We start from the raw sequence: 21,131 nt of genomic DNA, 5'->3' as shown, positions 1-21,131 counted from the left end.
TTAAGATTTGGACTGCCGCTTGGCAGCCTTCGATGCGTTTTCAACATCCGACACGCGAACCGTGGTCTTGAGAACGCCTTGACGGCCGTCCTGATAGGTCACAGCGATTTCGAGATCTGTCTCGTCATCGCCAGCATAGATCGCCTCGACGAGCTTGGCATACCGTTCCTCCAGAAAGGCCCGGCGAAGCTTTCGGCTGCGGGTCAACTCGCCTTCATCCGGGTCGAGTTCCTTGGGAAAATTCGCAAAACGTGCCACGCGCGAGCCTTCGGGCAGGAGCGCATTGATGCGCGCCACTTCGCCTTTGATAAGGTCCAGAACTTCGGGTTTCTGCGAGAGATCGGTGTAGGTCGAAAAGCTGATCTTGTTCTCTTCCGCCCAACGCCCGAGAACTTCCATATCGATATTGATAAGCGCGCTGACGAAGCTCCGGGTTTCGTCGCCTAAGGTCATGAGATCCTTGATGAAGGGGCTATACCGCAACCGCGTTTCGATGAATTGCGGCGGATAGCTGTGCCCATTTGCCAGGCGGCGCATATCCTTGACACGGTCAAAGAACAAAAGCTCGCCGTCGTCGGTCATCGACACCGCGTCACCGGTCTTGTACCAACCGTTTTCGGTCAATTCCTCTGCGGTCTTTTCGGGCTTGCCGTGATAGCCACCGAAGCCCGATCCGCCACGCACCTGAAGCTCCCCTTCGTCCGAGACCCTGTATTCCAGCGGTTCGCCGTAGCTCGTGTTGCTTTGCATCCAGCTGCCGCTGGTTTCCAGCTGATAGCTTTCGCCGACATGCGCGGTCAGAAGGCCGATTTCGGTCGCGCCATACACGTTGCGCAGCTTAACCCCCATCGCGTGGAACATACGAAAGACGTCAGGTGCCATCAGGGCGCCGCCGCTCATTGCGTTTTTGGCCTTACCAAGGCCAAGATTGTCGCGCAGGTGATGCAGCACCAGAGCTTCGGCAAAGGGAAGCTGCAGGCGTGCGGCAAGGCTGGGGCTACGCCCCTCCAGCCGTTCCACATAAACGTCGTGGCCGACCTTCATGCCCCAGTTGTACATCGCATTGCGGATTTTACCCGCCCCCAGCATCCGGGCCTGAACGATGGAGGCGAGATTTTCCCACTGGCGCGGGCTGAACACCAGTGCGTCGACCGCCAGTTCGCGAATGTTGGTCAGTACGTCTTCAGGGCCTTCGGGGAAGTTGACGACCATGGGCGCGATCAAACCGATCGACAGGCCGAAAATCTGTTCCGTGACCCAGGCCGGCGAAATGTAGGTCAGGTATTCGGTGCCCGGCGCGATTTCGATTGCCCCCATCACCCGCGAGCAATTGTCGAACAGGTAGCGATGGCTGATGACAACGCCCTTGGGTTTTCCCGTGGTACCCGAGGTATAGGACAGCAAGGCGGTATCGTCCGCCCGTCCACGTTTTACGTGTTCTTCAAATCTGGCGGGTTCCTTGGCGTGGATCTGACGCCCTGCCGCGCTCACACTTTCAAACGAATGCAACAGGGGATGATCATAGCCCCACAGACCGGAATCGTCCCAGTAAACGACCGCCAGGGCGCCCGAGTACTTGCCCGCAATCTCGATGCATTTATCGACCTGCTCCTGATCCTGCGCCAGAAAAATCCGCGTTTGCGAGTCTTCGGCCAGATACAGAATCTCTTCAGCGTTTTGATCCGGATAGACAGACAGGACTTTGCCGCCTAACGACTGGACGGCGTATTCAGCCCAGAAATGTTCGGGTTCGTTTTCGCCGATCATCATGACCGATTCGCCAGCCGACAAGCCCAGGTTCTCCAACCCGAGAGCCAGGGCACGAACCCTGTCAAGAACATCGGCCCAGGTGAATTCACGCCAGATGCCCAGGCGCTTGTGCCTTTCGGCGAGGTTGGTCGGTGTGGATGTCGCTCGCGCGAGCAAAACCTGCGGCAGGGTTTCGCTATGTGTCACTGCCGGGTCCGAAAAGACCATTGCTGTCCGTTGTTTGACCATGCCGCTACCCCAGATATGCCTTGATCACAGCCGGGTCCTTCTGGATTTCTTCCGGGGTGCCTTCGGCGATGACCCGCCCGAAATCCAGCACCACGATCCGGTCGGCAAGGTCCATCACGACGCCCATGTCGTGCTCCACCAGAACTACCGGAATCTTGCGCGCCTCGCGCACATCAAGAATGAAGCGCGCCAAGTCTTCTTTTTCCTCCGAGTTCATGCCGGCCATCGGTTCATCCATCAGCAGGATCGACGGTTCCTGCGCCAATGCACGGCCCAGATCGACACGCTTGCGCAACCCATACCCCAACGTGCCCACGGGCCGGTTGCGGATTGCCTCGATCTCGAGAAAATCGATGATCTCCTCTGCGGCTTCACGATGTTCCGATTCCTCGCGCATCACGGGACCGAACTGGAAAAAGGCCTGGACTACATTCGATTTCATCAGCATGTGGCGGCCGATCATAATGTTTTCCACCACCGTCTGCCCGGCAAAAAGATGGGTGCCCTGAAACGTCCGCGCCAGACCGCGCCGGGCGATCTGGTCAACACGCAGGCCGGTCACGTCCTGCCCGGACAATTCGACACGGCCCTTCTGCGGACGGTAGAAGCCCGCAGTCACGTTCAGAAGTGATGTTTTTCCGGCTCCGTTCGGTCCGATAATTGCAAGCAATTCATCGTCGGCCACAGAAATGCTCACATCGTCGAGCGCCGTCACACCGCCAAATTTCAAAGTTGCACCACGCACCGCAAGCGGTGAGGATACGTGCCCGTTATTCGTGGTCATGTTGCGGCCCGTGCTTTTGCCCCACACCTCATGGAGGCGCGCATAGCCTGACCGCACGGTTTTTCGTTGGTTACGAGTTTTCCTCGCATTGTTCCTCCTCCCACCTCTAAATTCAGAGGTTTGCCTGGTTTATTTACCAAGTCTCTCCGCGAAGCCTAACAGATGTTAGAAAAATTGGTCAACAACTGAATTCGCTACCGAAGAAGACCGATCAGACGGCCGCGTACTCTGCGGAAAAGCTTCGAAGACCTTTTTGATCCTGACACCAGACTGTCCCGGAGGTGCCGGTCCCTTCATTGTGCAGTTGCAATTCGCAGGGCAGGGTGAGTGGCGCGAGGCCACGGAACGAAAACCGGTGGGGCGATGTTTTCAACGCACCCGCCGCCAGATTCAGAAGCAGCGTGGCCTGCAATGGGCCATGCACAACAAGTCCGGAATAGGCTTCGGTTTCGGTGGCGTAGACGTAATCATAGTGAATGCGATGGGCATTGAACGTCAGCGCCGAATAGCGAAACAGAAGAACAGGATCCGGTGTCAGCGTCGATCTAAGCGTGTTGGGGTCACCCGCGTCAGCTGCGCTCTCGCCCGTGCGGGGGGTGGAAATCTCACGATAAACGATCGTTTGCTGCTCCCGGATACAAAGCCGGTTGCCACTCAGATACTCATGTTCGACGGTCACAAAGACCAATGGTCCACTACGGCCCTGCTTGGCCACAATATTCCTGATCGAAGAGCGTCGGGTGATGGTTTCGCCGATTTTCAGCGGCGCGATATGCGTAACATCGCCGCCGGCCCACATCCGGGCGGGCAGCGGAACAGGGGGCAGAAATCCACCCCTCGCGGCATGGCCGTCTTCTGACAGGGCGGTCGCTGGCACGGTATCAAGGGCAAGGCACCAATGAATTCCCAGCGGGACATCGCCCGCTCCGTCCCAAAGATGCGGACCGAGCGTGGCGCGGAATTTGTCGATCAGCCCGTGCGTCAGAACATCTTCCTTGGTCTCGGTGCGTCCCAGCCAGGGCGCCAGCGCGTCAAGGTCGATCTCACCCATAATCCTAGCCTTCAGAACGATCTTGGCATGCCGAGGATATGTTCTCCGACATATGACAGGATCAGGTTGGTCGAGATCGGGGCGACCTGATAGAGGCGCGCCTCGCGAAACTTGCGCTCAACATCGTACTCCCGTGCGAAACCGAAGCCGCCGTGGGTCTGGATGCAGGCATTGGCCGCTTCCCAGCTGGCTTCCGAAGCCAGCAGCTTGGCCATGTTCGCCTGTGCACCACAATCCAGTCCGGCATCGAACCGCCTGCAGGCTTCAAAGCGCATCAGATTGGCGGCCTCGATGTTCACATAGGACCTGGCGATAGGGAATTGCACACCTTGGTTCTGGCCGATGGGACGGTCAAAGACCACGCGGTCGCCGGCATAGGCGCGGGCCTTGTCAACGAACCAGTATCCATCACCGATGCATTCCGCCGCGATCAGGGTCCGCTCCGCGTTCAGACCGTCTAGGATATGATAGAAGCCACGCCCCTCGGTGCCAATCAGGTTCTCGGCGGGGATTTCGAGGTTGTCGAAGAACACTTCATTGGTTTCGTGGCCGGGCATGTTGGCGATGGGGCGGACCTCCATGCCATTGCCGATGGCCTCTTTAAGATCGACCATGAAGATCGACAGTCCCTGGGATTTCTTCTTGACCTCTTTCAGCGGCGTGGTGCGCGCCAGCAGGATCATCAGGTCAGAATGCTGGATACGGCTGATCCAGACCTTCTGGCCATTGATCTCATACCGGTCACCCTTCTTGACCGCGGTGGTCTTCAGTTTGGTGGTGTCGGTCCCGGTTGTCGGTTCGGTCACGGCCATGGATTGCAGGCGCAACGCGCCGCTGGCGATGCCGGGCAGGTATGTCTGCTTTTGCTCATCCGAACCATGTCGCAGAAGCGTGCCCATGTTATACATCTGCCCGTGGCAATGGCCCGCGTTTCCGCCGCAGCGGTTCACCTCCTCCATGATGATCGAGGCTTCCGTCAGGCCCAGACCCGAGCCGCCGTATTCCTCGGGGATCATTGCGGCAAGCCAGCCCTCGCGGGTCAGCGCATCGACGAATTCCTCGGGGTAGGTTTCGTCGTCGCCGAACTTGCGATGATACTCTGGCGGAAACTGCGCGCAAATTGCGCGCAAGGCATCGCGCAGATCGGTGTGAGTGTCTGGGGCTGACGTCTGCATCGTTCAAGCCGCTCCCGGGCCGGAGGTTTCGAGGATTTCCTCTTCGGCGCGCTGCCACAATTCATAGGAGATCGGGTTTTCGCTCTCTTCGAGGATATGACCGACCAGGCCGATGGCGCGCGCCATGACGCCAAAGCCCCGCACGATCTTCCAGGGAAAGCCGAATTCACAGCAGATCGCTCCGATCGCACCAGTGGCGTTAATCGGCAGCATCTTACCCGATTTTTCTTCGGCAACGGCCTGAATTTTCTGGATCAACTCGATGTATTCACCGGACTTGCCGTTCTCGGCAGCGATCTGGAACAGGCGCGGGGTGCGCGGATCGACCGGTTTGTGCACCGGATGTCCGAGCCCCGGCACGATCATCTTGCGGGCGCGGAATTTTTCTACCGTCTCGACGGCCAGCGCATCCAGATCGACACCGGTGCCCAACTTGTCCTGTGGCAGTGCCTCGTAAAGCATTTTCGAGGCACCTTCCATAGAACCGACAAAGACGGTGCCCAGCCCACACAAGCCAGCCGCCACAGCCGCCTGAAGCGATTCCGGCGCCCCCATATAGGTCATCCGCGCCGCCAGGGCCGAGGGCGTGATACCATGTTCGACCAGGGTAATGACGATGGCGTTGAACACCCGGCTTTCCTCGGGTGTGGCCTTGCGGCCCGTCAGTTGCAGGAACGCCAGATCGCCGAGGTTCATGTGGCCCAGGATCTCGTTGGGCAGGTCGAGGCCACGCACGCTGATCTTGTCAGGGGTGCTCCAGGCAATGCTGGAGCTGATTTTTTCTTTGCGTTTTCCCATTAGACCGGATCCCATGAAAAGACATCCGCCGAAACTTCGAGCGGGGTGAACTGCGATTTGAGCGCGGGAATGGCGCGATCGGCGATTTCATCGGCGGTCCAGCCATCACCGGAATGAACCGACCGCACCGGGCGGGGCTGGTTGAACAGGAAGATCTCGTTCTTGCGAACCGCAAAGATCTGTCCTGACACGTCAGCCGCGCGGTCGCTCATCAGGAAACAGGCCATCGGTGCAACCTTGGCCGGTGTCATCTCCTTGATCTTTTCGACCCGTGCCACCTGTTCCGGGGTGTCTGTCTTGATCGACGAGATCATCCGGCTCCAGGCGAAGGGCGCGATGCAGTTTGACCGCACGTTCCAGCGCTTGAGATCAAGCGCAACAGATTTTGAGAAGGCCGCGATGCCCAGCTTCGCGGCAGAGTAGTTCGCCTGGGCAAAATTGCCGATCAGCCCCGAGGTCGAGGTCATGTGCACGAGCGCGCCGCTTTCCTGTTCGCGGAAATAGTCGGCGGCCGCGCGGCTGGTATTGAAGGCACCATAAAGATGGACCTTCACCACCGCGTCGAAATCCTCATAGGTCATCTTGTGGAAGTAACCGTCGCGCAGAATGCCGGCGTTGTTTACCACCGCGTCGATGCGACCGAATTCCTTGACCCCGGCTTCGATCATCGCGCGCGCGGCATCGGGATCGGTGACAGAGCCGCCATCGGCAATGGCATCGCCCCCAGCGGCCCTGATCTCTTCGACGACCTTCTGCGCCGCAGTTTCTGTCTGACCGGTGCCTTTCAGGGATGCGCCCAGATCATTGACCACCACGGCGGCGCCTTCGGTAGCTGCCATCAAGGCGATATCACGCCCGATCCCACCGCCAGCCCCGGTGACCAGAACGACCTTTCCGTCAAGTGCTTTTGTCATCTTCTTGCTCCCTCAGCGTGACTTGCGGTATTTGTCCAACCCGCCGGTGTGCATGACCCGGCCCATGAGCGGCACACCGATGATCTCTTCTGCTTTGACCGCCGCTGCGATCAGCTTGTCCAGATCAATGCCGGTTTCGATGCCGAGCTCGTGACACAGGAACACTGCATCCTCGGTGCAGACATTTCCTGCGGCGCGCGCGTGGCCGTGGCCCGCGAAAGGACAGCCGCCAAGACCGGCGACGGAGCTTTCGAACATGTCCACGCCCATCGACAGGGCCGCATAAACGTTGGCGATCCCCAGCCCACGTGTGTCATGGATGTGCATACCGATGCGCGCCTCGGGCGCCAATTCGCGCAGGGCGCCGATCATCCGTTTGACCGCCTCGGGGTTTCCCCAACCCATGGTGTCGGCGACCACGAGGATCGGCACGGGGATGTTCTCTTCTTCGCATAGCTGAAGGATAAAGCGGAAATCGTCCAAGATGCGTTCTTGGGGGATGGGGCCCTCGAGGTTGCAGCCGAAAGCGGTCATCACATAGGCCGCGTCGACGGTATATCCCTCTTCCTTGTAAAGACGGACCCAGTCACGTTGTTTTTCCCGCATCTCGGCCGAGGAACAATTGTTGTTCGATTGGGCGAATGCTTCGGAAGGATAGAACAGCAGACGCGGGTCGATATCGACCTCATGCGCGGTCAGGGCCTTGCGAAACCCTTTGTCGTTCAGCCACAGCGATGTGTAGTTCACGCCCGGTTTGCGCTTGATACGCTGGAACAACTCGCCGGTGTCCGCCATCTGAGGAACGTATTTCGGGCTGACAAAGCTGCCGACCTGAATGCGTTTCAAGCCGGTTTCGCTGAGCATGTCGATCAGTTCGATCCGCTCTTCGATCGGGTAAATCTTCTTTTCGATCTGAAAACCCTCACGCGGGCCTTCTTCACGAAATTCTACGAATTTGGGAAAGTCGCTCATTTCATCACTCCTCGGATGGCAGGATCTCGGCGATGACCTGGCCGCGATCGACCATGTCCCCATTCGAGACGGATATATTGCTGGCGATCCCGGCCGCGGCCGCCCGGATCGAGATTTCGAGTTTCATGGATTCCATGACCGCGACCACGTCGCCTTCGGCCACGCTCTGACCATCGGAGACCTTGATTTCGACAATCATGCCGGTCAGCGGAGAGGTCACGGCGCGATCCGCCGCGGCATCGCCGCCGGCAAAGGCAAGGGGCGCGGCGGGCCGAAAGACCAGGCGGCCTTCGGGCGTATCCAGTTCGATCACGCCCGCGTGCAGGCGCGCGTCGATCAGATGGACGGTGTCGCCTTCGCCGACACGCCAACGGCCCGGGGTCAGTTCACGTGCCGACAGTATCAGCGCCTCGCCTTTCTCCGAATGGATGGTGTACTTGGCACCCGGTTTGACAGGACTGACGCGCAGTTCTTCGGATACCTCGTCAGAATCGGTAAGCGTCACGCGCTGCCCCGCTTCAATCGCATCGCCGCCCAGTCCAAGCCGCCAGCCGGTAAAGGCATCACGGTTGGTCCAGGGATTGGCGTCTGTGTCGCTGCGCGACTGGGTCACGAAGAGAATGGCAGCGGTCGCCTTCCACAGATCTGGGCGGGTCAGGCCGGGTGCCTGTGTCAGCTCATCCAGCCTGCCGTCGATCCAGCGGGTATGCACCTGCATCCGTTCGAATTCATGGTTTCGCGCCAGCGCCGTTAGAAAGGCGCGATTGGTCTCGACACCTTCGACCGCGACATGATCAAGCGCCGTGGCCAGACGTGCCAATGCGGTTTCCCGGTCGGGCGCGTGCACGATCAGCTTGGCGATCATCGGGTCGTAGTAGGGCGTGACGGCATCGCCTTCTTCGACGCCGCTGTCGATGCGCAGGCCCGATGGCAGGCTGAGCGTGGAGAGCGTGCCCGTCGACGGGGCGAATTGCATCGCCGGATCTTCGGCGTAAAGCCGCGCCTCGACCGCGTGGCCGTTGATCGTCAGATCGTCCTGCACCAGTCCAAGGCCCGCGCCTTCGGCAATCCGCAGGTGAAGCGCGACAAGGTCCAGCCCGGTGATCGCTTCGGTGACGGGATGTTCCACCTGAATGCGCGGGTTCACCTCAAGGAAGAAATACTCGCCACCCGCGACCAGAAATTCGACCGTGCCCAGCCCGCGATAGTCCAGCGTTTCGCCCAAGCGCACCGCGTCGCGTGCGATGTCGTCCAGAAGCGTTCGGGGCAGACCCCAGGCCGGGGCTTCCTCGATGACCTTCTGGTGGCGGCGCTGAAGCGTGCAATCGCGTTCGAACAGATGCACCACATGGCCCTTGCCGTCACCTGCGATCTGCACTTCAACATGGCGCGCCTCGGGCAGGAAACGCTCCAACAGCAGCCCTTCGGAGCCGAAGGTGGATTTTGCTTCGCGCAGCGCGCCTTCGATGTCCTCGACCAGCGTGGTCTCGTCAGTGACGAGCCGTTGTCCGCGCCCACCACCGCCGCCGACCGCCTTGAGCAGCACCGGCAGGCCCATTTGGCGCACCTCCTCGGCAATCTGCTCGGGTTCGGACCGCGCACCTTCGGCGCCCGAAATCACCGGGACGCTGGCCGCCACGGCGGCCTCTTTGGCGCTGGCCTTGTCGCCGAAACGTTCAAGCGTTTCCGGCGTCGGCCCCATGAAGATCATGCCGGCGGCTTCGACCGAACGAGCAAAATCGGGGTTTTCGGCCAGAAAGCCATAACCGGGATGGATCGCATCCGCGCCCACTGATTGCGCAGCGGCAATCACCGCGTCGATTTTCAGATAGCTCTCGGATGCAGGTCCGGCGCCGATACAGACAGATTTGCCAATCTCGCGGACATGCAGGGCATTGGCGTCGGCCTGCGAATGCACGCCGACAGGAATGATACCGCTTGCCCGCGCAGTGCGCGCGATCCGGCAGGCAATTTCGCCGCGGTTGGCGATCAGAAGCGTCTTGATTTTCACGGTTCGCTCCTCACATCCTGAACACGCCGAAGTTGGTTTCGACCTTGGGTCTGCGCGATGTTACATCCAGCATCAGCGCCATGACGTCACGGGTCTCACAGGGCTCGATCACGCTGTCGATCCAAAGGTTGGAAGCAAAATTATAGGCCCCCTGAAAATCTTCGTATTCCTTGCGGATCGGTGCCTTGAAGGCTTCCTCCTCCTCGGGGGTCCAGCTTTTGCCTTCGCGTTCGTTGATCTGCGCGCGGACCTGAGCCAGCACGCTGGCGGCCTGTTCCGGCCCCATGATTGCCGACCGTCCCGTCGGCCAGGCGAACATTGCGTCCGGCTGGAACGGGCGGCCCAGCATCGCCAGGTATCCCGCGCCGTAAGAGCCACCGGTGATGATTGTGAATTTCGGCACCCGGGCCGAAGACATGGCCGTGATCATTTTAGCACCGGCCTTGGCAATGCCCATCTGCTCGACCTCGCGGCCCACCATGAAGCCGTTCACATCGGCCAGGAACAGCAGCGGAATATCACGCTGGACGCAGAGATTGATGAAATGCGTCGCCTTCAGCGCGGCTTCGACGAAAAGCACGCCTGTATTGGCGATGATCCCGACCTCGTGGCCGTGGATGCGCCCCCAGCCGGTCATGATCGTGTCGCCATAAAGCGGCTTGAATTCGTGAAAATCGCTCTCATCGACCAACCGAGCCACGATTTCGCGGTTGTCGGTCGGCACCTTGGGGTCGCGGCTGATGAGTCCATAAATCTCTTCGACCGGGTAGGCGGGCGCACGGGGCGCTTCGGGCGTCTTGCGGGGTTGGGGTTTTTCGCCAAGATGGCTGACAATTTCGCGCGTGATGGCCAGAGCGTGGGCGTCATCTTCGGCCAAATGGTCTGTCACACCGGAGACGGACGAATGCATCTTGCCGCCACCCAGTTCTTCGGCTTCGACCTTTTCGCCGGTTGCGGCAAAGGTCAATTCCGGTCCGCCCAGATACATAAAGCCCTGACCGCGCACGATCACCACTTCGTCACAGAGCGCGGGGATATAGGCACCACCCGCGGTGCAGGGCCCCATGACCACGGCGATTTGCGGCACACCATCGCCAGACATGCCGATCTGTTGGTGAAAGATGGAGCCGAACTGGCCTTCGTCGGGGAAAAGGTTGGCCTGGTCGGGCAGGAAGGCACCGCCGGAGTCCACGAGGGTGATGACGGGCAGGCGGTTTTTCCAGGCAATTTTCTGTGCCCGGACGTGTTTGCGGCAGGTGATCCCGAAATAGGTGCCGCCCTTTACGGTGGCATCATTGGCGATGATCATGCACTGACGGCCTTCGATCACGCCAATACCGGTAATGATGCCGGCGCCGGGTGGAACTCCCTTGTGCATGTTCAATCCGGCCAACTCGCCGAGTTCCAGAAATGGTGTGCCCGGGTCGATCAGCCGTTCGATCCGTTCGCGCGGCAGGATTTTGCCTTTGTCCACATGACGTTTGCGCGCCATTTCGGGGCCGCCGACGCGCTGTGAGAGCCGGAGGGCATGTAGTTCATCGACCTTTTCGCGGTAAGACACGTCGTTGGCGCGGAAGTCGTCCGATCCGCTGTCGAGAAGGGATTTCATTCTAGTCATGGCAGGTCTGGATATTTCCTGAGAACGAAGGCGACCTTAGCGGCGCCAGGTTTTTCGAAAGTGTCGGCCGCAACCAGGTGAACGTCGGCCTTGAAGACCAAGGAGTCGCGAAGCCGCTGCTCAATTTTCTTTTTGAGGGTGACGTCATCGGCCGGATCGCGATCGGGGCCCCGTTCGACAATCACCGTCAGCGCGCCCTGCGTGGTATGGCCCTCGAAATCGGCCACGATGCGCATGACGCCGTTGGTGTCCGGCACCATTTCGGTAATGATGCTGTTGATCGCCGACGGGAAGACATTGGCCCCGCGCACGATCAGCATGTCGTCGGTGCGGCCGGTGCAGCGGATCTTCGGTCCGGTGCGGCCGCAGGAGCATTCGGTATCGATGACCTCGATATAATCACCTGACCGGAACCGCACCAGAGGGCTCGCCTGCCGGCCGATGGCGGTATAGATCATCTCGCCTTCGGCACCTTTTTCCCAAGGTATGATTGCGCCGCTTTCGGGGTCGAGCAATTCGGTGATGATATAATCCATGTTGACCATATGCATCCCCGTCTGGGCGTCGCATTCGGCCCAATAGGTCACGCCCAAGTCGGTGCCGCCCAGCATTTCAGAGCATTTTGCACCCCATGCCTCTTCGATCTTTGCGCGAATTGCAGGGATGCCACCGCCGGGCTCTCCGCCGACGACCACTTGTTCCACGCCCAATTCACTGGCCTTGCATCCCAGCACTTCTGGTGCCTTTTCAGCCAGGTGCAGAACGAAATTCGGAGCGCCGACGATACAACGCGGGCGCGTATCGGCGCAGGCGCGCAGCAGCCGCTCGACACCGCCGTCCGCTCCCACTGGCACATCGATCGTGCCCATGTACTGCAGGCCCTGCATCACCGGAATGCCGCCGACAAAGCCCTTGGCCAGCGAAAATGCATGCAGCACCATGTCGCCGGGGCGCACGCCATTGGCAAAGAAACAACGCGCTGTCATCTCGTGCCACATCTCGGCGTCGGCTTCGGTGAGGGCAACATATGAGGGGCTGCCGGTCGTGCCCGACGAGGCCTGCATCTGGACGATGTCGGCCATCGGCGCGGCGCGGTGCTTGCCGAACGGCGGCGCGGCGGACAGGCTTTCGCGGATCTCGGTCTTGTAAGTGTAGGGTAGCTTCTGCAGGTCTTCGATGGTGCGTATATCGTCGAATTCCATACCGGCCTCGGCGAACTTTTCCTGATAAAAGGTCGAGTTTGCCTTGAGGTAGGCCATCTGATCACGCAGCCGCTCTTCCTGAATACGGCGCACCTCGTCGAGCGGCGTGCCCTCGATCGCGTGCCAGAAGCGATCATTTACCTTGTCGGCGGCATCCTCCCGCCGGAAGCGCATTCCAAATTGCATGTCGTTCTCCGTTCCAAGCCGTGGCGATCAATAGGATCGTGGCAGGCCCATGACCTTTTCGCCGATAAAGCTCAGGCACAGTTCGCGGTTCACCGGCGCTGTGCGCAGCAGGCGGACCAGCGGGTACATTTCGTAAAGTCCCGTATCCTCGGTAAAGCCCGATCCACCATGCGCCTGAAGCGCCGCGTCGACCGCTTCGATCCCGGCTTCGGCGGCGGCATATTTCGCCATGTTCGACGACGCACCGGCAGGCAGCTTGTTGTCGAACTCCCATGCCGCGCGCCGGGTCATCAGACTGGCCATCTCGACCGCTGTGTGCGCCTTGGCCATCGGATGCTGCACGCCCTGGTGCGCACCGATGGGTTGGCCGAACACATTGCGCTCGGAGGCATAGGCCACGCCCTTGTTCAGGGCGAACCGGCCGATGCCGCAGCACAAGGCGGCCAGGATAATACGCTCGGGGTTGAGGCTGTCGAACAGGATCGAGAACCCTTCGTCCACCTCGCCGACCACATCCTCGGGGCCGAGATCCACATCGTCGAAGAACAGTGTCCACTGCTCCTCGGGCAGGGGGATCGAGATCTTCACCCGCTGCTTGTCGACGCCTTTTTTCTTCAGATCCACGGCGAACAGGGTAAAGCCGTCGGTCTTGCGGCTGACCTCGGTATGCGGTTTGGTCCGCGCCACCACGAGGCAGTAGTCGGCCACTTCGGCCCCGGTGATGAAGGTCTTTTCGCCCGACAGGCTGAACCGGTTGCCTCGACGCTTGGCCAGCGTAGTGGCCTTCATCGTGTTCGACCCGGCCCCCGGTTCGGTGATCGCGAAACAGAACTGGATATCACCTCGGCAGGCAGCCGGCAGCAGTTCTTTCTTGTGGAACTCGCTCCCGTGGCTGGCGATATGGGCCAGCGACATGGTCGGCCCGACCACCATCATCAAAAGCGGAATGCCGTGATTGGCGGTGCCCTCCATGAACAGGGCCATTTCGGTCATACCAAGGCCCGCGCCGCCATATTCCTCGGGCACCATGATGCCGAGGAAGCCGTCATCGGCGATCTGGCGGAACATTTCGTGCGGAAACTCGTGCTTGCGTGCGTGTCTCAGCCAGTAATCGTTGTCGAACTTCTGCGCCAGCTGGCCGCCATAGTCGTAAATCTGGCGTTGTTCGTCGTTCAAAATGAAATCCATGTTTCGTCCTCAAGCCTTGAATTCGGGGGCGCGCCGGTTCTCGAATGCATCGAGGCCCTCCGCCACGTCATCGCTGGGCAGTGCGCGCACGGCGGCATCGCGCTCAAGCCGCATCTGCTGGTCGATACCAAGGTCCGCGCCTTCGCGCGCCAACCGCTTCATCTCGGCGATGCCGGGACGTGAACGGGTGGCGATTTTCTCGCAGTATTCCAGCGCAGACTTGTGCAGGTCCGCATCCGGCACGATGTAGTTGACCAGGCCGGACTCTTTGGCCTCGTCCGACTTGAGCCAGCGGGCCGAGAACATCAGGTCGAGCGCCCTGCGCTGCCCCATCAACCGCGTCAGCCGCTGCGAGCCACCCCAACCGGGAATCAGCCCGAATTGCGCATGCTGATCGCCAAACTGGGCGCTTTCGGCCGCAAAGCACACGTCGCAGGCCAGCATCAGTTCGATCCCGCCGGCCAGACACAACCCCTGCACTGCGACTACGACAGGGAGGGAGGAGGTTTCGAGCGCACGCAGGTTTTTCATGCCAAAGGCGATGAAATGGTCCAGCGCGGCGGGATCGTTCAATTTACCTTTCACTTCCACCAGATCGGCGCCGGTGCAAAAGTTCTTGCCTTGCGCCCGGATCAGGATCGCCCGAATATCCGGGTTCGCCTCGAATTCCGACCGCGCAGCAGAAATGCGCTCATGCACGTCAAGTGACAGGCAATTGAATTTCTCGGGGCGGGCCAGTTCGATGATGCCGGTGTTGCCCTCGGAAGTGACGAGGATGGCGTCGCTCATTTCGAGGCTCCCTTCGCCTTCTTGTCATACTGCAGCGCCATGCGACCGACCTTCTCGCGGGCGATCACCAGCTTCTGGATCTGCGCGGTGCCGTCACCGATCTGCAGGCCGAGCACATCGTTGTAGCGCTGGTGGTGGGGCAGGTCGGTGGTGTAGCCGTAATGTCCGTGCAGGATCAGGCACTGGTGCAGGATCTCGCAGGCGGTTTTGGGCAGGTACCATTTGCACATGGCGGCCTGAGAGGTGTGGGGCAGGCCACGGTCGCGCAGGTCCAGCGTGTAATAGCAAAGCTGGCGCATCATGGTCAGTTGGGTCTCGGCCTCGGCCAGGGGAAAGCTGACACCCTGATACTGCACGATCGGAGCTCCGAATGCCTCGCGCTCCTGAACGTAGGCCCAGGTTTCATCCACCGACGCTTGCGCGGCCCCCAGGCACTCCAGCCCGATCAGTGCGCGGGAATAGTCGAAGCCTGCCATGATCGTGCCAAAGGCACGGTCCTGTTCCGCCATCATATTTTCGGCCGGCACGAAAACATCGTCAAAGAACACCGACCCGCGCCCGACAGGCTTGGTGCCGATGTCGTCAAAATGGGTGCGCTTGATGCCGCCCTGGTTCAGATCGACGAAAAAGGCGCTGACCCCGCGTGAGCCGCCGTCAGGATCGCCGGTACGGGCAAAGACGACCGCCGCATCCGCCTGACTGGCAAAACTCATGGATGTCTTTTCACCGTTCAGCCGCCAACCGTTGCCGGATTTCTCGGCTCTCAGAATCAGGTTCGCCGCATCCGAACCGCCGCGCGGCTCTGTCAGGCCCAAGCCAATGACCGCATCACCCGAAACAACCTTGGGCACCCATTCCGACGCGATGTCCTTGGAGGCATGTTTGGCAACCATTCCGCCCATGAGAGAGCCCAGAAGCTGCACGTAACTTGCGTTGAAATCGGCATAGGCGATCTCTTCGACGATCAGCCCTGACGTGACAGAGCTTTCGCCGAGTCCCCCGAATTCCTCGGGCAGATCGGCCCCGATCAGCCCCAGTGCGCCCATCTCCTTGATCAGCGCACGGTCGAATGTATGGCCGCTGGCGCGTTCTTGATATGTGGGCGCAAGCCTTTCAGTTGCGAAGCGCTTTGCGGTCTCGCGAAACGCCTTCTGATCGTCTGTAGGCTGGAATTGCATCGGTGCTCCTCCCCATGAGCGAAAATCTTCTTTCCAAAAAATCTAACAAATGTTAGAATGTAGATCAAGTGCAGTTTTGAGGAGGAGAACCAAAGTGAAAAATAGACCAGATGGAAGCTTTGAAACCATGCTCTCGCCCATCCGCGCAGGCCAGCATACGTTGCGAAATCGTGTCATCATGGGGTCGATGCACACGCGGTTGGAAACCGAGCCCGACGGCATAGCCAAACAGATCGCATTTTACGCCGAGCGTGCGCGGGGGGAGGCGGCGATTCTGGTCACCGGCGGGTTTTCGCCCAATGCCGAGGGCATATTCGATCCAGAAGGTCCGAGAATCGATGACCCGGAAGAAGCGCTTTACCTGCGCCCGATCTGCGAGGCGGTGCAGGCCGAAGGCAGCCTGATCTGCGCACAACTCCTCCACGCCGGGCGCTATGCCAAGATCGAAGGGTGTGTGGCCCCGTCGCCGATCCGCGCTCCGATCAACCGTTTCATCCCGCGTGAAATGACCGAAGCCGACATTCTCCGTACCATCGAGGATTTTGCCGTGGCGGCCGCCAATGCGCAGGCCGCAGGCTTTGATGGCGTCGAGATCATGGGGTCCGAAGGATACCTGATCAACGAATTCACCGTCACCCACACCAACAAGCGCCAAGACGACTGGGGCGGCAGCGCCGCGAACCGCCACCGATTCCCGGTCGAGATCGTGCGCGCGGTGCGCGAACGTTGCGGCCCCGACTTTCTGGTCATCTACCGGATTTCGGCGGCCGATCTGGTCGAGGGCGGCGCGCCCGCCGATGAAATTGCCGCACTGGCCCGCAAGATCGAGGCTGCGGGTGCGGATATCCTGAACACCGGCATCGGCTGGCATGAGGCCCGCGTGCCGACGATCGCCTACCCGGTGCCGCGCGGTGCCTGGCGCAAGGCGGCAGCCAACGTCAAAGCGGCGGTGTCGATCCCGGTAGTCGCCTCGAACCGGATCAACACACCCCAGCTTGCAGAAGACATACTTGACTCTGGCGATGCGGACATGATCTCGATGGCGCGCCCGTTTCTGGCCGATCCGCATTTCGTGAAAAAGACGCGCGAAGGCCGCGCAGACGAGATCAACACCTGCATTGCCTGCAACCAGGCCTGCCTGGATTTCATTTTTTCGGACCGGCCGGTCGGATGTCTGGTCAATCCAAGGGCCGGGCGTGAATCGGAATTCCGGGATACGCCAACCGACACGCCAAAGAAAGTGGCCGTCGTTGGCGGCGGTGCCGCGGGCGTGGCCACAGCCGCCGAGGCGGCGCGGCTGGGCCACGATGTCACCCTGTTCGAAGCGCAGGACAAACTGGGCGGTCAGCTGAATCTGGCCCGCGCCGCACCAGGCAAGGACGAATTCGACGAAACCCTGCGGTATTATGCCGGTCAGATGCAGAAACACGGGGTCACGCAGCGTCTGGGACAGCGGGCAGAGGCGAGCGATCTTGAGGGATTTGACCATGTGGTCATCGCCACCGGGGTCACGCCGCGCATTCCCGACCTGCCGGGTATCGACCATCCCAGCGTCGCGACCTACGCCGAAATTCTGTCCGGTGACCGCGAGGCGGGCGACCGTGTCGTGGTGATGGGGGCGGGGGGCATCGGTCATGATGTGGCCGAGTTCCTAGTGACCAAACCCGCCGAGACCGCGAATTCCGACGTCTTTTGCGAAACCTGGGGTGTGGACCCCGAATTTGTCTCCTCGGGTGCCCTGGCGGGCGACCCTCTGGCACCGAAGCCGTCGCGCCGCAAGGTCGTCATGCTGCAGCGCAAGACCGCTAAACCGGGCGCGGGGCTTGGTGTTTCGACAGGGTGGATCCTGCGCAACGCGCTGCGCAAACATGGGGTCGAGGCAATGGGCGGGGTGACCTATGAACATATCGACGATGCGGGGCTGCACATCGTCGCGGACGGAAACCCGACGGTCATCGCAGCCGATACAATTGTGCTGTGCACCGGTCAGGAACCGGAACGGGCCCTGGCCAAAGAGGTTGTAGCGCGCGGCGTCCCGGTTACGATGATCGGCGGGGCAAAGGAGGCCGCCGAACTGGATGCGCTGCGCGCCATTGATGAGGGCGTGCGTCTGGCGCAGGATCTCTGAACCGAGGCTCGGGCAAGGGGAAACTATGCTGACCGACGTCATCCGCGCGGGGCGCGCTGATCTGTATTCGATCTTTCGAACCCGCGCACATGACTGCGCCCGCGCCCTCGCCATCGAGGACGGCAGCAGGAAACTGACCTATGCAGAACTGCTGGAGCGGGTCGATCGTCTGGCGGCTGTCTTTCTGGCACGAGGCGTGGCGCCCGGAGACAGGATCGCGATCCTGTCGCATAACCGCTCAGAATACCTGGAGGTCGAACTTGCAGCAGCGGGAATCGGCGCGATCGTCGCCTGTCTGAACTGGCGGCTTGCCCCCGATGAACTGCGGCACTGCATCGATCTGGTCGAGCCGGTTCTCGCGGTTGTCGAACCGGAACTTTCAGAAGCTTACCGCGCCGTCGCGTCGACACCCTGTCTAACCGTCGGGCCAGACCTGGAAACGGCCATTGCCGGGGTCGAGCCGGACCCGCGCACCGGAACCATGGTTGACGACCCCGAGGCCGGTCTGACGATCCTCTATACCTCGGGGACCACGGGCCTGCCCAAGGGGGCGCTTATCAGCCACCGCGCGCATATCGCCCGATCCATGGTTTTTGCGGCCCAGCTGGCGCTGGATCCCGGCGACGGGTTCATCGCCTGGGCGCCGATGTTCCACATGGCCTCCACCGATCATGCGCTGGCAACGATCCTGCGGGGCGGGACCGTGGTGATGGTGGACGGGCTGCTGCCCGCCGTCATCAACGAGGCGCTGTCACGCCACAGGATCGGCTGGTTCGTGATGATGCCCGGGGCACTGGAGGCTTTTATTAACGAACGGCACGCCAACCCTTTGCCGCTGAAGGGGATCAAGGTTTGCGGCGCAATGGCTGATCTGGTGCCGCCGCATCAGATCGCGGAACTGACCGGTCTTCTGGACACGCCCTATCTGAATTCCTTCGGGGCGACCGAAACCGGCCTGCCGCCGGGAACCGCCGATCTGATCGCGCCGGGTGTGACCCCGGACCGGCTGTCCAAGCGCATCAGCGCCTTTTGCGAGGTGCGGCTGGTCGATCCCGACGACCGCGAAGTCCCCGATGGAACGCCGGGCGAAATGGCGCTTCGGGGTCCGACGCTGTTTTCCGGGTACTGGAACGCCGACGACACCAATGCCCGTGACTTTCGCAACGGCCTTTTCCACATGGGCGATCTGCTCCGGCGCAATGCGGACGGCACCGTCGACTTTGTGGATCGAGCGAAATACCTGATCAAGACCGGAGGTGAAAACGTCTATCCGGCGGAAATCGAACGTGTGCTTCTTTCTCATCCCGATGTGATCGATGCCGCCGTGGTAAGGGCCTGCGACGCGAAATGGGGGGAAAGCCCGGTGGCCTTTGTTGCCTGTGGCGATGACGGGCCGGATGCCGAGGCGCTGCTGAACTTGTGCCGCGAAAGCCTGGCTGGCTATAAGCGACCACGCGAAATTCACTTCATCGCGTTCGAGGATTTTCCCAGATCGACCAGCGGCAAGATCCAGCGGCATATCCTCGAAGCCCGGCTCGCAGATTAATTTTCGTTCTGACCCGATCGTCAGCCAGCCACGCCGGTTCGCCCCAATAGCGAAAAAAGCGTTCTTATCCTCGTTGCCACGAGCTTCTTATCCCCGCCCTTTGGAGTAACCCCCTGAAAGTGGTCCACTATCTGGGATAGATTGACCCGCGATTGAAGCGCAGCCCTCTGTCGGACTACACGGCTGCGGGTATTCCGGGGGATTGAGCTCAGGAGGATTCGTAGATCCCTGAGCCATTCATCAATGCGATCGGTGGTTTGTTCCCGGTTTCGCTGTGGGGGCAGCAGTAACCCTGCGCATCGCAAGGACGGGCATGGACTGCCGGCAATTGCCGGTTGGGGCTGCTGCGGGCCTTCAAGGGAAAGTCGGCGACTATCCGATGTGCGGGACAAAGCGGACATTCGCCAAGCGACCTCAAACGTCCGGTTCTGTACTGCGGCCCGACAAAACGATATCAAGTGATCAGCGGTCAGCCGATCGCACCTGTGTAACTGTCTTCTTCGGCCCTCCTGTCTGCATGATCTGGGACAGGTAAGAATTGCGCCGTCTGATGAAGTCACGCAGAAGGGTCGGGTAATCTTCACTGACGGCATTCTTCACAGAAACCCGACGCTCCAGTTCATGTCGCCAGGCCCTTACACGGGCAAGCCCTGTGAAGACGCCAAACTCTCCGATGGTGTCAAAAACGTCGAAATAGCGGAAGACCGGGCCGAATACGACATCGACGAGGCTGAACCGGTGGCCATCGAACCATGGTCCCTCCCCAAGCTCCGCGTCCAGCCGAAGGAACTTTGCGCGGAGCGCCGCCACTTTTTCTTCCAACGCTTTCTCGTTCGGCGCCGAGTAGAACCCCGCAATGTCGTTCAAGACACCAGATCCAAATTCAATCCAGGCACGGTGGCGGGCGCGATCAAGAGCGTCGTGCGGATGAAGCGCGTGGGGTTGTGTATCCTCAAGATATTCGAGGATAACCGCAGATTCGAAAATCGGCGTCCCGTCCACAACCAGGACAGGCGTCTTGCCCAGCGGAGATATGGCAAGAAACCAGTCGGGCTTGTTCGAAAGATCGATGTCAGTTCTCTCGAACGTGACACCTTTCTCAGTGAGCGAGATCGCCGCGCGCTGCACATATGGGCAGAGCGCATGGCTAATGAGGTGAAGGCTCATGTTGTCTCTCCCTCCATCTGCACGTTACCGGGCGCGAAGGAAGGGCTGAGGGCGAAACGGCCGTCGCCCAGAAGCCCTTGCACGATGGCAAGCAGCGTCAGATAGGCCGGGTATTCCCACCCGCCGTTCTCGTATCCGAACATCCAGCCGTTTCCGGAGTGAGCCCAGGTCGCTCCGGCCAGGATGGGCACGGTCGCCGACGCGACCCACCGCGCCTGTATGCCGAGGACCAAAAAGGCACCGGCAATCGCCTCGACTGCAAAGACCATATAAGCAAACCAGCCGGGCAGCCCGATCGAAATGAAGAACTGCGCCGTTCCGGGAAGTGTGAAAATGAAGAGCTTGAGAAACAGGCTGTGCGCCAGGAACATGATACCGAGTCTATACGGAGCAGGAATATCCCAAATTCTGTGAGGTGCGATTTTG

Annotated in this window: 17 protein-coding genes; 2 read left to right on the top strand and 15 right to left on the bottom strand. The window is 60.5% G+C overall.

Features of this window, described 5'->3' with window-relative positions; translation table 11 throughout:
* From HOY44_RS20600 to HOY44_RS20540, 13 genes are all read right to left on the bottom strand, one after another.
* Positions 1–1,998: an AMP-binding protein gene (locus tag HOY44_RS20600; RefSeq protein ID WP_235889210.1), complete on the bottom strand. Its 1,998-nt coding sequence runs from the start codon at positions 1,996–1,998 to the stop codon at positions 1–3.
* A 4-nt stretch (positions 1,999–2,002) separates the two neighbouring features.
* Complete coding sequence (locus HOY44_RS20595; RefSeq protein ID WP_028288584.1) at positions 2,003–2,782, bottom strand: ABC transporter ATP-binding protein; 780 nt, start codon at positions 2,780–2,782, stop codon at positions 2,003–2,005.
* A gap of 211 nt (positions 2,783–2,993) precedes the next feature.
* The gene (locus HOY44_RS20590) at positions 2,994–3,833 is read right to left on the bottom strand and encodes an HTD2 family dehydratase (protein ID WP_100160971.1); all 840 of its coding nucleotides are present in this window, start codon (positions 3,831–3,833) and stop codon (positions 2,994–2,996) included.
* A gap of 11 nt (positions 3,834–3,844) precedes the next feature.
* Positions 3,845–5,008: an acyl-CoA dehydrogenase family protein gene (locus HOY44_RS20585; RefSeq protein ID WP_138424273.1), complete on the bottom strand. Its 1,164-nt coding sequence runs from the start codon at positions 5,006–5,008 to the stop codon at positions 3,845–3,847.
* A 3-nt stretch (positions 5,009–5,011) separates the two neighbouring features.
* On the bottom strand, positions 5,012–5,806 hold the full coding sequence (locus tag HOY44_RS20580; RefSeq protein ID WP_100160969.1) for a citryl-CoA lyase: 795 nt from the start codon (positions 5,804–5,806) through the stop codon (positions 5,012–5,014).
* Positions 5,806–6,720 carry an SDR family NAD(P)-dependent oxidoreductase gene (locus HOY44_RS20575; RefSeq protein ID WP_028288580.1) on the bottom strand — a complete coding sequence of 305 codons (915 nt, stop codon included), beginning with the start codon at positions 6,718–6,720 and terminating at the stop codon, positions 5,806–5,808. The genes HOY44_RS20580 and HOY44_RS20575 overlap by 1 nt, the downstream gene beginning before the upstream one ends.
* A gap of 12 nt (positions 6,721–6,732) precedes the next feature.
* The gene (locus HOY44_RS20570; protein ID WP_027264398.1) at positions 6,733–7,692 is read right to left on the bottom strand and encodes a hydroxymethylglutaryl-CoA lyase; all 960 of its coding nucleotides are present in this window, start codon (positions 7,690–7,692) and stop codon (positions 6,733–6,735) included.
* A 4-nt stretch (positions 7,693–7,696) separates the two neighbouring features.
* Positions 7,697–9,703 (bottom strand): acetyl/propionyl/methylcrotonyl-CoA carboxylase subunit alpha, encoded by a 2,007-nt coding sequence (locus HOY44_RS20565; RefSeq protein ID WP_287437462.1) that lies wholly within the window; start codon positions 9,701–9,703, stop codon positions 7,697–7,699.
* Positions 9,704–9,713: 10 nt separating this feature from the next.
* A complete protein-coding gene (locus tag HOY44_RS20560) occupies positions 9,714–11,321 on the bottom strand; it encodes an acyl-CoA carboxylase subunit beta (protein ID WP_100160966.1) in 1,608 nt (535 codons plus the stop codon).
* Positions 11,318–12,709 (bottom strand): phenylacetate--CoA ligase family protein, encoded by a 1,392-nt coding sequence (locus HOY44_RS20555; RefSeq protein ID WP_287437457.1) that lies wholly within the window; start codon positions 12,707–12,709, stop codon positions 11,318–11,320. The genes HOY44_RS20560 and HOY44_RS20555 overlap by 4 nt, the downstream gene beginning before the upstream one ends.
* Before the next feature lie 27 nt (positions 12,710–12,736).
* Complete coding sequence (locus HOY44_RS20550) at positions 12,737–13,897, bottom strand: acyl-CoA dehydrogenase family protein (protein ID WP_027264402.1); 1,161 nt, start codon at positions 13,895–13,897, stop codon at positions 12,737–12,739.
* 9 nt (positions 13,898–13,906) lie between these two features.
* Entirely contained in the window at positions 13,907–14,686 is a 780-nt protein-coding gene (locus HOY44_RS20545) for an enoyl-CoA hydratase/isomerase family protein (RefSeq protein WP_100160964.1), read from the bottom strand.
* A complete protein-coding gene (locus HOY44_RS20540) occupies positions 14,683–15,864 on the bottom strand; it encodes an acyl-CoA dehydrogenase family protein (protein ID WP_100160963.1) in 1,182 nt (393 codons plus the stop codon). The genes HOY44_RS20545 and HOY44_RS20540 overlap by 4 nt, the downstream gene beginning before the upstream one ends.
* Positions 15,865–15,991: 127 nt before the next feature.
* Between HOY44_RS20540 and HOY44_RS20535 the strand changes: the two genes are divergently transcribed.
* Complete coding sequence (locus HOY44_RS20535; RefSeq protein ID WP_138424334.1) at positions 15,992–17,992, top strand: NADPH-dependent 2,4-dienoyl-CoA reductase; 2,001 nt, start codon at positions 15,992–15,994, stop codon at positions 17,990–17,992.
* A gap of 25 nt (positions 17,993–18,017) precedes the next feature.
* Positions 18,018–19,538 (top strand): class I adenylate-forming enzyme family protein, encoded by a 1,521-nt coding sequence (locus tag HOY44_RS20530; RefSeq protein WP_138424269.1) that lies wholly within the window; start codon positions 18,018–18,020, stop codon positions 19,536–19,538.
* Positions 19,539–20,000: 462 nt separating this feature from the next.
* Here HOY44_RS20530 and HOY44_RS20525 read toward each other — a convergent pair whose 3' ends face one another.
* Together HOY44_RS20525 and HOY44_RS20520 are read right to left on the bottom strand one after the other, a co-directional pair.
* Entirely contained in the window at positions 20,001–20,705 is a 705-nt protein-coding gene (locus HOY44_RS20525) for a glutathione S-transferase family protein (RefSeq protein WP_287437453.1), read from the bottom strand.
* Positions 20,702–21,076 carry a DoxX family protein gene (locus HOY44_RS20520; RefSeq protein ID WP_229669254.1) on the bottom strand — a complete coding sequence of 125 codons (375 nt, stop codon included), beginning with the start codon at positions 21,074–21,076 and terminating at the stop codon, positions 20,702–20,704. The genes HOY44_RS20525 and HOY44_RS20520 overlap by 4 nt, the downstream gene beginning before the upstream one ends.
* Between the last annotated feature and the right edge of the window lie 55 nt (positions 21,077–21,131).

The organism is Maritimibacter sp. (assembly GCF_016774595.1).
GTDB classification, from domain to species: domain Bacteria; phylum Pseudomonadota; class Alphaproteobacteria; order Rhodobacterales; family Rhodobacteraceae; genus Maritimibacter; species Maritimibacter alkaliphilus.
Note: the sequence above shows the minus strand (reverse complement) of the source record. Positions and strands in the feature narration are given on the sequence as shown.